The 14013-nt window shown below is 65.4% G+C and carries 16 protein-coding genes; 2 read left to right on the forward strand and 14 right to left on the reverse strand.

Annotated features, from left to right (window positions below):
* Nucleotides 1-23: 23 nt before the first annotated feature.
* Entirely contained in the window at nt 24-647 is a 624-nt protein-coding gene (locus CDQ91_RS08460; RefSeq protein ID WP_237245891.1) for a TetR/AcrR family transcriptional regulator, read from the forward strand.
* A 45-nt stretch (nt 648-692) separates the two neighbouring features.
* On the opposite strand, the gene CDQ91_RS08465 is transcribed toward CDQ91_RS08460, so the two are convergent.
* Together CDQ91_RS08465 and rpiA are read right to left on the reverse strand one after the other, a co-directional pair.
* Nucleotides 693-1187 (reverse strand): MarR family winged helix-turn-helix transcriptional regulator, encoded by a 495-nt coding sequence (locus tag CDQ91_RS08465; protein WP_237245892.1) that lies wholly within the window; start codon nt 1185-1187, stop codon nt 693-695.
* Between the two features lie 329 nt (nt 1188-1516).
* Complete coding sequence (gene rpiA, locus CDQ91_RS08470) at nt 1517-2194, reverse strand: ribose-5-phosphate isomerase RpiA (protein ID WP_088472261.1); 678 nt, start codon at nt 2192-2194, stop codon at nt 1517-1519.
* A 288-nt stretch (nt 2195-2482) separates the two neighbouring features.
* Between rpiA and gap the strand changes: the two genes are divergently transcribed.
* Complete coding sequence (gap, locus tag CDQ91_RS08475; protein ID WP_088472262.1) at nt 2483-3490, forward strand: type I glyceraldehyde-3-phosphate dehydrogenase; 1008 nt, start codon at nt 2483-2485, stop codon at nt 3488-3490.
* 339 nt (nt 3491-3829) lie between these two features.
* On the opposite strand, the gene CDQ91_RS08480 is transcribed toward gap, so the two are convergent.
* The 12 genes from CDQ91_RS08480 to trbB form a co-directional block, all read right to left on the reverse strand.
* On the reverse strand, nt 3830-4330 hold the full coding sequence (locus CDQ91_RS08480) for a Dps family protein (protein ID WP_088472263.1): 501 nt from the start codon (nt 4328-4330) through the stop codon (nt 3830-3832).
* Nucleotides 4331-4636: 306 nt separating this feature from the next.
* Nucleotides 4637-4870, reverse strand: a complete 234-nt coding sequence (locus CDQ91_RS08485) for a DUF2274 domain-containing protein (RefSeq protein ID WP_088472264.1) — start codon at nt 4868-4870, stop codon at nt 4637-4639.
* Nucleotides 4867-6078 (reverse strand): TraB/TrbI/VirB10 family type IV secretion system protein, encoded by a 1212-nt coding sequence (locus CDQ91_RS08490; protein ID WP_237245893.1) that lies wholly within the window; start codon nt 6076-6078, stop codon nt 4867-4869. Before CDQ91_RS08490 ends, CDQ91_RS08485 begins: the two co-directional genes overlap by 4 nt.
* Nucleotides 6075-6911 (reverse strand): P-type conjugative transfer protein TrbG, encoded by an 837-nt coding sequence (trbG, locus tag CDQ91_RS08495; protein WP_088472265.1) that lies wholly within the window; start codon nt 6909-6911, stop codon nt 6075-6077. Before trbG ends, CDQ91_RS08490 begins: the two co-directional genes overlap by 4 nt.
* Nucleotides 6908-7591, reverse strand: coding sequence for a conjugal transfer protein TrbF (gene trbF, locus CDQ91_RS08500; RefSeq protein WP_088472266.1), 684 nt, complete (start codon nt 7589-7591; stop codon nt 6908-6910). Before trbF ends, trbG begins: the two co-directional genes overlap by 4 nt.
* A gap of 6 nt (nt 7592-7597) precedes the next feature.
* Nucleotides 7598-8878 carry a P-type conjugative transfer protein TrbL gene (trbL, locus tag CDQ91_RS08505; protein WP_088472267.1) on the reverse strand — a complete coding sequence of 427 codons (1281 nt, stop codon included), beginning with the start codon at nt 8876-8878 and terminating at the stop codon, nt 7598-7600.
* Nucleotides 8875-9129: a putative entry exclusion protein TrbK-alt gene (gene trbK-alt / locus CDQ91_RS08510; protein WP_158213638.1), complete on the reverse strand. Its 255-nt coding sequence runs from the start codon at nt 9127-9129 to the stop codon at nt 8875-8877. Before trbK-alt ends, trbL begins: the two co-directional genes overlap by 4 nt.
* A gap of 1 nt (nt 9130) precedes the next feature.
* Entirely contained in the window at nt 9131-9850 is a 720-nt protein-coding gene (gene trbJ / locus CDQ91_RS08515) for a P-type conjugative transfer protein TrbJ (protein ID WP_088472269.1), read from the reverse strand.
* Between the two features lie 13 nt (nt 9851-9863).
* Nucleotides 9864-12299 (reverse strand): conjugal transfer protein TrbE, encoded by a 2436-nt coding sequence (trbE, locus tag CDQ91_RS08520; RefSeq protein ID WP_088472270.1) that lies wholly within the window; start codon nt 12297-12299, stop codon nt 9864-9866.
* A complete protein-coding gene (locus tag CDQ91_RS08525; RefSeq protein WP_088472271.1) occupies nt 12296-12565 on the reverse strand; it encodes a VirB3 family type IV secretion system protein in 270 nt (89 codons plus the stop codon). Before CDQ91_RS08525 ends, trbE begins: the two co-directional genes overlap by 4 nt.
* Nucleotides 12565-12897: a TrbC/VirB2 family type IV secretion system protein gene (locus CDQ91_RS08530; protein ID WP_088472272.1), complete on the reverse strand. Its 333-nt coding sequence runs from the start codon at nt 12895-12897 to the stop codon at nt 12565-12567. Before CDQ91_RS08530 ends, CDQ91_RS08525 begins: the two co-directional genes overlap by 1 nt.
* Nucleotides 12894-13877, reverse strand: coding sequence for a P-type conjugative transfer ATPase TrbB (gene trbB, locus CDQ91_RS08535; protein ID WP_088472333.1), 984 nt, complete (start codon nt 13875-13877; stop codon nt 12894-12896). The genes CDQ91_RS08530 and trbB overlap by 4 nt, the downstream gene beginning before the upstream one ends.
* Nucleotides 13878-14013: the final 136 nt, after the last annotated feature.

Below are 14013 nucleotides of genomic sequence, written 5' to 3' on the forward strand. Positions count from 1 at the left end.
CATAGAGATATAGGAAGGCATCGATGGAACACAAGCGTTCCGACGTAATCCCGAAAGCGGCCCGTGTTTTAAGCGGAGCAGCGGTCATGCGCGCTGACGTGACGAAAGCACTGGCGCGCAGCTTCTTCGAAGAATGGGCAAGGACGGGCTATGCGGGACTGAGCCTCGAACGGGTGGCGCGAACTGCAGGGGTCGGCAAGGCGGCGCTCTACCGCCGCTGGCCGGACAAGGTGTCGATGGCCAGCGATCTGCTGTCGCAGGTCGGGTTGACGATGACCGACGTGGAAGAGCACGGCTCGCTGGAGGCTGATCTGCAAGCGGTGCTTCTCGCTATCCGCCGCGTTCTGAGGCATCCCAAGGTGCGGCGGATTCTGACCGACCTTCATGGCGAGATCGAGCGGACGCCGGCATTGGAATTGGCGATCCGGCCTTTCCAACGTGCCCGACGCGAGCGGATCAACGGGCTGATAGATCGGGCGATCGAACGTCGGGAAGTGTCGCCCTCAGTGGACCGTGAGATGGCAGCCGACCTCATCGCAGCCCCGTTATATTGGCGGATCGCGGTACTGGGCGGACGATCGGATCGCGCCTACATCGAACGGCTTGCCCGCATCACGGGCGCTGCGCTTCGAGCAAACCAAGCGTAGCATATTTCCAAAGCGACAGGGACGCGGCGTTCTCGTTTGGGGAGCTTATGCGTCGCCGTCCTTCGTCCGGTCCACCCCTCGTTCAAGCAATTCCGCATCGATGGGGCAGTTGGGGCAGCCCTCGTAGCAGCACAGGCGGCAGATGCGGTAGGAATGCTCCAGGTTCTCCAGGCGATCGCGCAGGACGCGCTCGGCTATGTTGCACAGGATTTTCAGTTCGTCAGGCTTCAGGATCGATAATCCTTCGGCAATGACCTCATCGCGCGCGGCAAGAACCTCGTCGCTCGCGATCATTCCGGCCGGCGTGAGATGGAGGGCCCGCGTGCGCCCATCAGACGAATGCTCCCGGCGTTCGATCAATCCCTCGGCAGCCAATCGATCCACTAGGCGAACGGTCCCTGCATGGGAAAGGCCCACCCCGACCGCAAGCATGCGAATCGAGAGGCCGGGCTGGTGCGCGAGCAGCGCCAGTGCCGAGCCGGCGGGGCCCGCTTCCGGCGCCCGCGACGAACTAGCGCGAACGATGTCGTCGCTGATCATGAGTGCGAACGCGCCAAATATATTGCGGTCTCGAGGTCCATCCATCGCCGCGTCTATATGTGCGCGGAGCATAGACAGCAAGTCATTGCCTAGCCTCCTTTCAGCCGCGCTTTGGACGATGAAATCGCAGTTTTATAGGGGTTTTGATTCTACCGACGGATAGAGCGCGCCAAAAAAAACGCGTCCATCTTATCGAGAGAGTGGGTCGGATTGATACCTTGAGGCTATGGCGCGCATCTCTCCGGTAGGGAAACTACTCGAGGTGGCGGCTGAGAATTGCAGCGTGTCCGCGCCGCCGCGCGAGTGACTGTCCGCAAGCCGCGAGATTGTCAGCGGTGTCGCACCTCCACCATGTCCCCGCGAGCGATGATGATTGTATCGATTTCACCGAGAAACAGACCATGTTCCGCGACGCCCGGGATTGCGGCGACCGTGGCGGCGATGGCGCGCGGCGCTGGTATCTTATCCAGGGCAGCGTCCAGAATGTAATTGCCCTGATCCGTGAGGAACGGCGTGCCATCGGTTGAGCGAAGAGTGACACGGGCTCCGAGTTCGGCCAGTCGCGCACGGACAAACTCGCTGGCAAAAGGGACCACCTCCACCGGCAGGGGGAATTTGCCGAGCTGGGCAACAAGCTTGCTGGAATCGACGATGATGATCACGCGCGTGGAGGCGGCCGCAATGACCTTCTCGCGCAGCAGAGCGCCGCCTCCGCCCTTGATGGCTTGGAAGCGATCATCGATTTCATCGGCGCCGTCGATCATCAGGTCGAGAGCGCTAAGCTGTTGAAAGGGAACCAGCGGCACCGCGAGACGGCGAGCCAGGGCTTCGGTCGCTTGGGATGTGGCCACCGCGGTGATGCGAAGGCCGCGCTTGATGCGCTCGCTGAGACTTCTCACGGCATAAGCAGCGGTGCTTCCGGTCCCCAACCCGACAAGCATGCCATCGCGAACCTCGTCGACTGCTTTCGCCGCAGCGATCGCTTTCTCAGCGTCGAAGTTGGTCATCGATCGAGAACCTCCTTCCCGGCCGATCCGCCAGCCTCGCGCCCTGCGGGATGCAGTCGTGCGAACAAGGTTTGGCCCGGCCAACTCGGTAGGCCGTTACCACTTCCGCCGTCACTTGTCGTGTTGACGTTCATGAGACGCACGGATAGGTCTATGCGCGGCGCATATATCTGTGTGACGTGCCATGCATTCGCTCTCACCGTCTGATGTTCGGCGCCCAGTTCAACCGCGCCGTGCGACACTGCGCGCAAAGGCAGGGCTGGTTCTGCGAAACAAAGGAAGACGCGAATGACTATAAGGGTCGCTATCAATGGCTTTGGACGCATCGGACGTCTTACCTTGCGTTCGATCATCGAACTGGGCCGCGAGGACATCGAGGTCGTGGCGATCAATGACCTCGGCCCCGTCGCTACGCTGGCGCATCTCCTGCGATATGACTCGGTCCATGGTCCGTATCGGGGATCCATCGAAACCGGCGAAGACTGGATCGATGTCGGGTCCGGGAAGATCATGGTGTCATCGGAGCACGATCCGGCAGATCTTTCGCACGCAAGCCTCGGCGTCGACATCGCGCTCGAATGTACGGGATTTTTCACCTCGAAGGAAAAGGCGAGTGCCCACCGTCGAGCAGGTGCGAAGCGCGTTCTCGTTTCTGCGCCTTGCGACGGGGCCGACAAGACGATCGTCTTCAAGGTCAATCACGAAACATTGACCGCAGAGGACGTCGTGGTCTCCAACGGATCCTGCACGACAAATGTGCTCGCGCCGGTCGCCAAGGTGCTGAACGATCTCTTCGGGATCGAACGCGGCTATATGACCACAGTCCACGCCTACACGGGTGACCAGCCGAGCCTGGATACTGTTCACAAGGATCTGTACCGCGCACGCGCTGCCGCGCTATCGATGATTCCGACCTCGACCGGGGCTGCAAAGGCGATCGGACTGGTTCTGCCTGAATTGCGAGGCAAGCTGCATGGATCGTCGATCCGCGTACCGACACCGAACGTGTCCGTCATCGACCTGGCCGTATCGGCTGCGAGGGAGGTTACGATAGAAGAGGTGAACGGCGCCATTCAGCACGCCGCAGACGGCGCAATGAGCGGCGTCCTCGCTGTGACCGCCGAGCCTTTGGTGTCCGTTGATCTGACGCACCGCACCGAATCTTCCATCGTCGCCTTGCCTCAGACAGACGTCATCGATGGCAGGATGGTTCGCGTCCTCGCCTGGTATGACAACGAGTGGAGCTTTGCCACGCGCATGGCGGACACCGCGCTGGCGATGGCCAAGCTGATTTAGCGATAACCGCGCTAGAGGCGCTGACGCGCAGGCATCGGAGCATCGGGCGCCTACTGTTGCGCGATTGCATCATGGGCGCCGCATTCCGTTGCGGCTGGCCGATTTCGATAGCGCTGGTCGGGCGCGGATGTATGCGCGTCCGTGCGACCCAAATGGAGGGCTCCTCCATTCAACTTTGGCGGCCTTTCAGGCCGCCTTTTTTGCGCGTCAACGAGCCCCTTACCTAATTTGGCGAAGCCGCCATTGGCGAGCATGCGATCCATGCGGAACAGACTCCGCAATGTCTGTCGCCAAGGCGCGCCGCCCTTGCACTGATTGAACGGCGCGCTGCCATGTCACTCAGTCGGTGCGACCGACCTCGTAGAGAAACCAGGCCCGGCGTTCAGCTTCGTCGGTCCAGGTGTCGATGAGACCGGACGTTCCATTATCCTTGGCGGCGTCGGCGATATCCTTGGCGCGCCGCAGCGATTCCACCATGCTGAGATTGTCCGCACGCAGTTCGGCAAGCATGTCCTGCGGCTTCACGAAGTCGGCATCATTATCCTTGATTGTCTGGTGGCGAGCCACATCGCCGATCGAGCGGATCGTGGTGTTCCCCGTCTTTCGCGCGCGCTCGGCGATCGCATCCGTCACCGCGAGAATTTCGGCCGCCTGTTCATCGAGCAACAAATGATAATCCCGAAAATAGGGGCCCGAGACGTGCCAGTGGAAGTTCTTCGTTTTCAGATACACCGCGTAGCTGTCGGCCAGGATGATCTTCAGTGCGTCGGCGACCGTCATCGCCGCGCGTTCGTCCAGATCCGACGGCGATGCGGGCGCAGCGGCAGTTGCAATCGTCATTCTTATCACTCCTTCAATGATAGCACGCGATGAGGATGTCCGGGACGCGCATCAGAAATTTCTATGTCGAAAGCGCTCGCTGCGACCCGCCTGCTCTTTCACGCGGCGTCCCCTCGTCCAATAAGTCGAAGCGGAAGAATGAAGTTCGCCGGGCGCGAAGTCCAATAGAGCGAGACTATAGTTTCCATAGCCGAGGCAGCGACTGCGTCGGCGGTTGGAACCACAAACTTGCGCCATCGGACCGATCGGGCGAGGACGCGTTCGCAATGGGCGTCCAGCCGCAACACGAGCGCCAGCCTCATGGCTCTATGACGTGTTGGTCGATCGTCGTCGCTGCTTGCTGAACTCCCGGTCGCTGGCGATAAAACGGCCTATCATCGCTGGAATAATCCGCTCGGGCGGAAGCGGTGCGGCCAGTCCCGTCAACTTCGCATGGACCGCCGCATATTGCGTAAGCTCCCGGTATAGATCACCGGGTAGTTCGAGCGTCAGCTTGGCCGGCTTTTCCTCGACGATCGGGCCCAGCCTGAGCCTGGTCATCGCTCGCTCCCACGCAAAGGTTCGAGGATCAGATCGCGGGTGACGATGACGCGAAGCGCGAACCCGGGCCGGATCGTTATCGTGGGCGGGATGCGAAGCTGCCGCTCGACCACTTGGCGTCCCGTCTCATTGAAACTGTCCTGCGTCCCGGCGCGTGCGGCCTGCACAAGACGGTCCTCGTCGCTGGCGCCGAACTCGGCGCCGACGCCCAGCAGCGTCGAGACGAGCGCGGCTTTCAGCATAGACCCCCAATGATAGTTGGTCCGGTCGGCAAGACCCGCCATGCCGGCGGTATCGGCGCCCGGCAGGCGGTCGAGCGCGATCGAGCTCCCGCCGGGAAGGATCAGGCGATCCCATGCGAGCAGCACCCGGCGCTGCCCCGCGGCCACGTCGCTGTCATATTCGCCGATGAGACGCGCGCCCTGCGGAATGAGCAGGATTCGCCCCGTGGGACTGTCATAGACATTTTGGGTCACCTGCGCGGTGATCTGGCCCGGAAGGTCGGACCGGATGCCGGTGATCAGGGCGGCCGGGATCACAGCGCCCGCCTGCACCACATAGGGCGATGACGGCTCGGTCAGGCGTGACGCGCTTTCAGGAGAACGGGGATTGCCCTGGCCAAGGAAGCGCTGTTGCCGGTCGGCGGGCCCCGAAGGCGCCTGCGCCGCAGGAGCGGGCGGCACGCTGCCAAGATCGACAGCCGGCGCGCCTGGGGCGACGGCTGGCGCACCGCCCAGAAAGAGACGGCTCGCGCGCGCCGATTCAATCTCTTGCGCGGTGCGGATCCGCGCTTGCTCTGCCGCCGCTACCCGCGGATCGGGCGGAGGCGGCGCGCCCATTGGCGGCACAGGGACGGTCTCGCCATTCTCGCGCGCGGCGAGGATCGGTCGCCCAAGATCGCCCGGGAGCGGATCGCCGAGTTTCGGGATCTTGCCATAATCGCCCGGCGCGCCGGTCACGAGCTCGGACTTGTTCGAGCGGTCGCTATCGTAGAGATTCTCGGCGACCTTCGGTTTGCCCGGTTGCAGCGCGTACAGAAGCGCACCGCCGATCGCGATCCCCGATACACTCCCGATGATGGCAAGCGCCTTGCGCGAAAGCCGCATCACTTGGGGCGGCTCGGCGCCGAGCCGAAAGGGTTCGGCGTCGGGGGACGGCGCAGGCGCAGGCTCTGCCGCAATCTCCTCCTCGCGTTCCGGCCCGCTCACGAGCGCCCCCGCTCGATGACGACCTTGCGCGCCGCGCGGCCGGCGCCCATGCGAAGCTCGCCGCGTTCGAACAAGCGATCGACGATCATGAAGCGGCCATGGATGCGGTAGTTCAGCAGCTCTGCCGCCCCCTTTTCGTCCGCCGCAAACAGCGGCGGCATGTCGCCGGTCGCAATGCCGTCGCCAAACTCGATGAAGATCTGCCGCCCGTCATCGAAAACACGGACCGGGCGCCAGTCGGGCTTGTCGCCCGAAAGCCTGTAGCGAAAATTGAGCGCCGCGAGATCGAGCCCCGCCGCCACGGGCGTGATGCGGTCGTGTTCGGCCGCGGCGGCGCGCAGCGCGATCAGTTCGGCTTCCGGATAGGACCAGGACACCGAGGCCATATAGGTGGCGGGCGTCGCGCGCAGCTCGATATGATAGGTCCGGCGGCTGGTGTTGATGACGATATTCGTCATGATATCGGGCCGCGTCGGCTTCACCAGGATATGTACCCGGCGGCTGGCTCCGCTGCCGCTCACAGTGTCGCCGATGATCCAGCGGACCGTATCGCCGGCGGCAACGGGTCCCGGCCCGACGAGCTCCTCACCCTCCTGCAGCACGATATCGGTGACCTGCCCCGGCGATGCGTAAACCTGGTAGAGTGCCCCTTCGGCCCAGGCATATTTCTGGATAGCATTGAGGAAGGTGGCCCGATCGGGCTGGACACGAGCGGCATCATTCGCGCGACCGACATTCTGGCGCGGATCGCGGCTTTCAGCGGCAATCGAAGGCGACGCGAGACCAAGCAAGGCGGCGCCGGCGAGAAGAAATTCGGGGAAAACGGGCTTCATTGATTGAGCTCCTTGGACCATGAAATAGCGGACACAAAAACGCCGAGCGGATTGCGGCGCAGCGCGTCCGGGGTGCGCGGCGGTACATGGGTGACGGTGAGGATGGCGGACCAGCGCGACGTCTCGATCAGGCTGCCGTCCTGATAGCGGCGCTCGGTCCAAGCGATCCGGAAGCTGTCCTTCGAAGCGCGGATCACGCTCGACACATCGACCGCGACCTGGACCCTGCCGACCTCGGCGAAGGGGTCGTTATTGCGCGCATGGTCGTTGAGCGCCTGGGCGCCCGTCGCCGTGGTGAAATCATAGGCCGAAAGCCAGTCCTTGCGCAGCACGACCGGATCGGCGGGGATCGAGCGAACATGCTCGATGAAACGCGCGAGGTGAAAGGCGGTCTGCGGGTCAGTTGGCTGATAATCCCCGTCCGCCGGGGCGACCGCGCGAGCCTCGCCGAGTTTGTCGACTTCGACCACCCAGGGCGTGATCGTACCGCGCGCCGAATGCCAGACGAGGCCGCCGGCGAGACCGCCCGAGAGGAGGAGCGAACCGAAAAAGGCGAGGCGCCAGTTCTTCGCCTGCACCCGCGCCGAACCGATGCGATCGTCCCAGACCTGCGCGGCGCGCTGATAGGGCGTGACGGGCTCCGGCGTGCGACCATAATGATTGCTGGGTCTTCTGAACATGTTCGATCAGTCCTTTTCGCTGATGTCGGGAGCCGAGGCGCCGCCGTGGCTGTCGCCGCCCTTGAGAGTGTGGGCACCGATGGTCGCACCCTGCGTCATCATCTGGCGGCGGCGCATCGCGGCCGCCCATGCGGGAGGGCCGTCGGCAGGCTGGGAGGGCGCAGCGCTCTCGGCGGGCCCGCTGCGCCCGGCCTCGAAGTCGGCTCGTAGCTTCTCCGCGGCGCGCCGAAGCGGCGATGCCGCGCCGCTCGCGGCCGTGCGTGCGACATTGGCCAAGCCGGAACCGACCGCCCCTGCCCCGCTCTTCCCGGCCGCTCCGGCTGAATAGGCCGCCGAGGCGCTGCCGGCCCCGCGCGCGCCCGCTGCAGCGGCGCCGCGCGCCGCGGTGGCGGCCGCACCGCCGGCGAGCGTCGCGCCGGCTGCACCCGCGGCGAGCGTCGCGCCCGCAGCGACGGCGGTCCCTGCAGCCGCACCGGCTCCGAGCTGCGGCCCGCCCGCGACGATGCCGTTGGCGACGCTGGGGCCGAAGATACCGAGCCCGAGAAGCGTCAGCGCGCCAAGCGCGATCGCCATTGCCTGTTCGATATCGGGTTCAGGACCGACGCCGGCATCGAGAAAGCGGTCGAACAAGGTCGTCCCGATGCCGGTGATGACCGCGAGCACGAGAAGCTTGATGCCCGAGGAAATGATATGACCCAGCACGCGCTCGGCCATGAAGGCCGTCCGCCCGAAGAAAGCGAAGGGGATAAGGACGAAGCCCGCGAGCGTCACGAGCTTGAATTCGAGGATCGTCACGAAGACCTGCACCGCGAGGATGAAGAAGGCGAGCACCACGATCACCCAGGCGACGAGCAGGATCAGGATCTGGACGAAATTGGTGAAGAGACCGACCGGCCCCAGAAGATCGGCCGATGCGTCGAGCAGGGGCTCGGCGGCATCGAGCCCGGTCGCCGCGACGAAACCCGGACGCATGAAGTCGCCGATCGCCATGGCGCCGCCGCTCGCTTTCAGGCCAAGCCCAGCGAAACTTTCGAGCATGATCGTCGCCAGGCTCTGGAAATTGCCGATGATGAAGGCGAAGACGCCGATATAGAGCGTCTTCTTGACGAGACGCTGGAGGATGTCCTCGTCGGCGCCCCACGCCCAGAAGAGCGCCGCGATCGTGACGTCGATGACGATCAGCGTCGACGACAGAAAGCCGACTTCACCGCCGAGCAGCCCGAAGCCGCTGTCGATATAGGTCGAGAAGACCGACAGGAATTGATCGATTACCCCGGTGTCATTCATTTTTCGTCCTCCTCTTGACCGAAGAAGTGGCGGCGCTTCGTTTCCCAGGCCGCCTCGCATTCCGCGTCGGCAACGGTGACCGTGCGGCAGCGGCGCAGCGTTTCGGCAAGTTCGGGGCGTGCGTCCGCTCCGGAGATCCGAGGGGGAGCGGACGCACGCGGCGCGGGCGGGTCGACCGCCGCCAGAAGCGCAAGCGTCAGCGCCATGCCGCCGACGATCGCTCCGGCGACGAGCTTCCCCGCCCGGCCCATCTCAATTGCCCTTGCGGAAGCGACGGAAGCGTTCACGTCCTTCGGCCTCGGCCGCCGCCGCGCGCGCGGCATCCAGCATTTCAGCGCGGCCCTGCGCCGCGATCGCGGCGGCGAGGTCGCCGAGCTGCTGCGACTGGAGCGCGAGCAGCTGGTTGCCCGCCTGCGCCGCCTGGAGCGCGCCGGTCGCTGACTGGCTGGCGGTGACCAGCGTCGAGATCGACTGGCGGGCCGCGCCCATATTGGTGACGACGCCGGCCTGCACCTTCATCGCGTCCTGGAAGGCGCCGACGCTGTCGTTCCAGCGCGCCTCGGCATTGGCGACGAGCGCCGCCTGCGGACCCGACAGCGCCGCACCCTTGTAGCGGGCATCGAACGCCTTCTGGGTATCGCCGACGTCGAAAGCGATGCGCTGCGCTTCGGCCAAAAGACCCCGGGTGCGGTCGACCTGCCCCTGCAGCTCCTGCAGCGTCGAGGTCGGCAGGCTCTGAAGATTGCGCGCCTCGTTGACCAGCGAGGTCGCCTGGTTCTGAAGCTGCTTGATCTGGTTGTTGATCTGCTCGAGCGTGCGCGCAGCGGTCAGGATATTCTGGGCATAGTTGCGCGGATCATGGACGATCCCGCCGATCTGCGCCGCGGCGGGCGCGATCATCGAACCCGCAGGCAGCATCGCGGCCGCGATCAGACCGGCCAGCGCCGCATAGCGATAGAGATTCTTCTTCATCAACGTCACTCCTTCAGGGGGCTGCGATTTCGAGATTGCCGAGTAGGTCGGCGGCCCAGGTGAGGCCGCGGTGGCGAAGCCAGGCGGCGGCGAACTGCTGCTGGCCATGCGCGGCCATCAGCTCGCCGATCCGGATCTGGTCGGATTTCGAGGAGGCGGCGGCGAAAGCGAGCGCGATGTCGCCGAGACCAAGGTCGAACAGGCGGTTGCCGCGCCGCGACTGGCAATAATAGTCGCGCTTCGGCGTCGCCCGGCTGAGGATCTCGATCTGCCGGTGGTTGAGCCCGAAGCGCTCGTAGACCCGCGCGATCTGCGGCTCTGCCGCGCGCTCGTTCGGCAGAAATATCCGGGTCGGGCAGCTTTCGATAATCGCCGGCGCGATCGCGGAGCTTTCGATATCGGCAAGACTCTGGGTCGCGAAGATCACGCTCGCATTCTTCTTGCGCAGTGTCTTCAGCCATTCGCGCAGCTGCGCCGCGAAGGCCGGGCTATCCAGAACGAGCCAGCCTTCGTCGATGATGATCAGCGTCGGCGAGTCGTCGAGGCGGCCTTCGATCCGGTGAAACAGATAAGACAGCACCGTCGCGGCCGACGAGGCGCCGACGAGACCCTCGGTTTCGAGCGCCTGCACGCGCGCGGAGCCCAAATGCTCGGCCTCGGCGTCGAGCAGGTGGCCCCAGGGACCGCCAACCAGATAGGGTGCGAGCGCGAGCTTCAGCTCCTGCGACTGGAGCAGGACCGCAAGACCGGTGAGCGTGCGCTCGGCGACCGGCGCGGTCGCGAGCGAGGTCAGCGCCGACCAGATATGCTCCTTTGCACCCGGATCGACCGCGATGCCCTCGCCGGCGAGCAGCGCGGCGAGCCATTCGGCCGCCCACGCGCGCTCGGCGGCCTCGTCAATCCGCGCCAGCGGCTGCAAGGCGACCGAGCCGTCGCTGCCCGCATCATGGAGCGCGCCGCCGAGATCCTGCCAGTCGCCGCCCATGCCGAGCGCGGCGGCACGGATCGACCCGCCATAATCGAAGGCGAAGATCTGGCTGCCTTCGTAGCGCCGGAACTGCATCGCCATCAGCGCGAGGAGCACGGACTTGCCGGCGCCCGTGGGGCCCACGACGAGACAGTGGCCGACGTCGCCGACATGAAGCGAAAGGCGGAACGGGGTCGAGCCTTCGGTCTTGCCGTACAGCAAGGGGGCATCACCGAAATGCTCGTCCCGTTCCGCTCCCGCCCACACCGCCGAGAGGGGGACGAGGTGGGCGAGATTGAGGGTGGAGACAGGGGGCTGGCGCACATTGGCATAGACTTGGCCGGGCAGGCTCCCGAACCAGGCCTCGAGCGCGTTTACGCCCTCGACGGTGCAGGAGAAGTCGCGGCTCTGGATGATCTTCTCGACGAGCCGGAGTTTCTCGGCCGCGAGGGCAGGATCGCGGTCCCACACGGTGATCGTCGCCGTCACATAGGCGATGCCCGCCTCGTCCGCGCCGAGCTCCTGCAGCGCCATGTCGGCGTCGGCGGCCTTGTTCGACGCATCGCTGTCCGTCAGGACCGAGGCCTCGTTGGTCATAACCTCCTTGAGGATCGCGGCGACCGATTTGCGCTTCGCGAACCATTGCCGCCGGATCTTCGTCAGCAGCCTGGTCGCGTCGGTCTTGTCGAGCATGATCGCGCGCGACGACCAGCGATAGCCGAACGCCTGCCGGTTCAATTCGTCGAGCAGGCCGGGGAAGGTGACGCTTGGAAAACCGGTGATGGTGAGCGTGCGCAGATGATGCTCGCCGAGCCGCGGCTCGAGCCCGCCGACGAGCGCCTCATCGGCGAGCAGCGCGTCAAGATAGGCCGGAGTCTCGGGCACGCGAACGCGCTGGGTCTTGGTCGAGATGCAGCTGTGGAGATAAGTCAGCGTCTCGCCGTCATCCAGCCATTCGGCCTCGGGCATGAAGCCCTCGACGAGATGGAGGACGCGGCCCGTGCGGTCGATAAAGCCCGCGAGCAGCTCCTTGGGGTTTACCCCCGTCTTCGAGCGCCCCTCATAGAGCCAGGCCTCGGCGCGCGCCGCTTCCTCGGCGGGCGGCATCCAGAGCAGGGTCAGATAATAGAAGCTCTCGAAGAGTGCGCCCTCCTCGCGGAACTGCTCGCGGCGCTCGACGTCAACGAGTTCCGACACGACATCGGGAAATTCCGAGACGGGATAGGAGATGGCAGGCACGCGCTGCGCCTCGACGAACACCGCCCAGCCCGATCCGAGGCGCCGTAGCGTGCTGTTGAGGCGCGATGTGACCGCGACGAGTTCGGCGGGCGTGGCGCTGTCGAGGTCGGGCCCGCGAAAGCGCGCCGTGCGCTGAAAGGAGCCGTCCTTGTTCAGCACCACGCCATCCGCCACCAGGCAGACCCAAGGGAGAAAATCGGCGAGGCGGGCGGATTTCGATCGATATTCGGAGAGGTTCATCATGCTTGCATCCAGACGGGATATTTGAGGTGACGCCGGGCGACGTCGACGAAGGCGGGGTCGCGGCGGGCGGCCCAGACCGAGAGGGCGTGGCCGACTACCCAGAGGACGAGGCCGACGATCCAGAGGCGAAGTCCGAGACCGACCGCGCCGGCGAGCGTGCCATTGACGATCGCGAGCGACCGCGGGGCGCCGCCCAAGAGAATGGGCTCGGCCAGCGCCCGGTGGACCGGCGCGAAATAGCCCGGCACCTCCTCTTCCCGGCCCATCAGACGAGCGCTCCGCCGCCGAAGGAGAAGAAGGAGAGGAAGAAGCTCGAGGCGGCGAAGGCGATCGACAGGCCGAACACGATCTGGACCAGCCGGCGGAATCCGCCTGAGGTGTCGCCGAAGGCGAGGCTGAGCCCGGTCACGATGATGATGATCACCGCGACGATCTTCGCGACCGGCCCCTCGATGCTTTCGAGGATCGATTGCAGCGGCGCTTCCCAAGGCATCGACGAGCCGCCAGCCTGTGCCGGGGCCGCAACGGCCAGTGCGAAGAACAGCGCGGTCGAACAAAGCATGGCGCGGCGTGCGCCATGCCGGAGGGCATGGATCATCGATTGTCTCCTTCGGGGGTGAAGAGGTGCGTGAGGCGATATTCGAGGGTCAGCCGGTCGAACCCGTCGACGCGCGCGAGTTCGGCGAGGCGCCGCCCGGTCCCGTCACGGACGAGCACGGCAACCAGATTGATCGTCTCGGCGAGCAGCGCTCGCGGGACGGTGATCACGGCTTCCTGGATCAGCTGCTCCATGCGGCGGAGCGCGCCGAGCGCGCTCCCGGCGTGGATCGTGCCGACCCCGCCGGGATGTCCAGTGCCCCATGCCTTCAGGAGATCAAGCGCCTCGGCGCCGCGTACCTCGCCGATCGGGATGCGATCGGGCCGAAGCCGAAGCGACGAGCGGACAAGATCGGAGAGCGAGGCGACGCCGTCCTTGGTCCGCATCGCGACGAGATTGGGCGCGGCGCATTGCAGTTCGCGCGTATCCTCGATGAGCACGATCCGGTCGCTGCCGCCCGCGATCTCGGCGAGCAGAGCGTTGGTCAGCGTCGTCTTTCCGCTGCCGGTACCGCCGGCGACGAGGATGTTCAGCCGGTCGCGTACCCCGGCGCGCAGCACGTCGGCCGCACCGGCAGACATGATGCCCGAGGCGACATAATCACCGAGCGTGAAGACCGCGATCGCGGGCTTGCGGATGGCGAAGGTCGGTGCGCCGACGACCGGCGGCAGCAGGCCTTCGAAGCGCTCACCCCCGTCGGGAAGCTCGGCCGAGACGCGCGGCGCGGCGCCATGCACTTCGGCCCCGACGTGATGGGCCACGAGACGGATGATGCGCTCGCCGTCGGCCGCGGACAGCGTTGCACCGCTATCCTCGATGCCCCGTCCGAGCCGGTCGACCCAGAGCCGCCCGTCGGGATTGAGCATGATTTCGATGACGTCGCGATCGGCAAGCCAGTCCGCGATCGCTCCGCCCATCGCGGTGCGAAGCATACGCGCGCTGCGATGACGTGCCTCCAGCCGGACCGGTTCTGCGCCCATCGGGATCCCCGTTTTATGAGGCCGGGCAACGGCGCCCGGCGCGACGGGGACGAGTAAGAGACGCACGAACCGCGCAAATTCAACAGCGATCTTTTCGGATCGAAGGATGGCGAAGAAAGACAGGCCGTAGCGTAGG

The organism is Sphingopyxis witflariensis (assembly GCF_002205635.1).
Classification (GTDB): Bacteria; Pseudomonadota; Alphaproteobacteria; order Sphingomonadales; family Sphingomonadaceae; genus Sphingopyxis; species Sphingopyxis witflariensis.

Coding starts and splice junctions, on each gene's coding strand:
- CDQ91_RS08460 (WP_237245891.1), top strand. CDS start 24: ATGGAACACAAGCGTTCCGACGTAATCCCGAAAGCGGCCCGTGTTTTA.
- CDQ91_RS08465 (WP_237245892.1), bottom strand. CDS start 1,187: ATGATCAGCGACGACATCGTTCGCGCTAGTTCGTCGCGGGCGCCGGAA.
- rpiA (WP_088472261.1), bottom strand. CDS start 2,194: ATGACCAACTTCGACGCTGAGAAAGCGATCGCTGCGGCGAAAGCAGTC.
- gap (WP_088472262.1), top strand. CDS start 2,483: ATGACTATAAGGGTCGCTATCAATGGCTTTGGACGCATCGGACGTCTT.
- CDQ91_RS08480 (WP_088472263.1), bottom strand. CDS start 4,330: ATGACGATTGCAACTGCCGCTGCGCCCGCATCGCCGTCGGATCTGGAC.
- CDQ91_RS08485 (WP_088472264.1), bottom strand. CDS start 4,870: ATGACCAGGCTCAGGCTGGGCCCGATCGTCGAGGAAAAGCCGGCCAAG.
- trbG (WP_088472265.1), bottom strand. CDS start 6,911: ATGAAGCCCGTTTTCCCCGAATTTCTTCTCGCCGGCGCCGCCTTGCTT.
- trbF (WP_088472266.1), bottom strand. CDS start 7,591: ATGTTCAGAAGACCCAGCAATCATTATGGTCGCACGCCGGAGCCCGTC.
- trbL (WP_088472267.1), bottom strand. CDS start 8,878: ATGAATGACACCGGGGTAATCGATCAATTCCTGTCGGTCTTCTCGACC.
- trbK-alt (WP_158213638.1), bottom strand. CDS start 9,129: ATGGGCCGGGCGGGGAAGCTCGTCGCCGGAGCGATCGTCGGCGGCATG.
- trbJ (WP_088472269.1), bottom strand. CDS start 9,850: ATGAAGAAGAATCTCTATCGCTATGCGGCGCTGGCCGGTCTGATCGCG.
- trbE (WP_088472270.1), bottom strand. CDS start 12,299: ATGATGAACCTCTCCGAATATCGATCGAAATCCGCCCGCCTCGCCGAT.
- CDQ91_RS08525 (WP_088472271.1), bottom strand. CDS start 12,565: ATGGGCCGGGAAGAGGAGGTGCCGGGCTATTTCGCGCCGGTCCACCGG.
- CDQ91_RS08530 (WP_088472272.1), bottom strand. CDS start 12,897: ATGATCCATGCCCTCCGGCATGGCGCACGCCGCGCCATGCTTTGTTCG.
- trbB (WP_088472333.1), bottom strand. CDS start 13,877: ATGGGCGCAGAACCGGTCCGGCTGGAGGCACGTCATCGCAGCGCGCGT.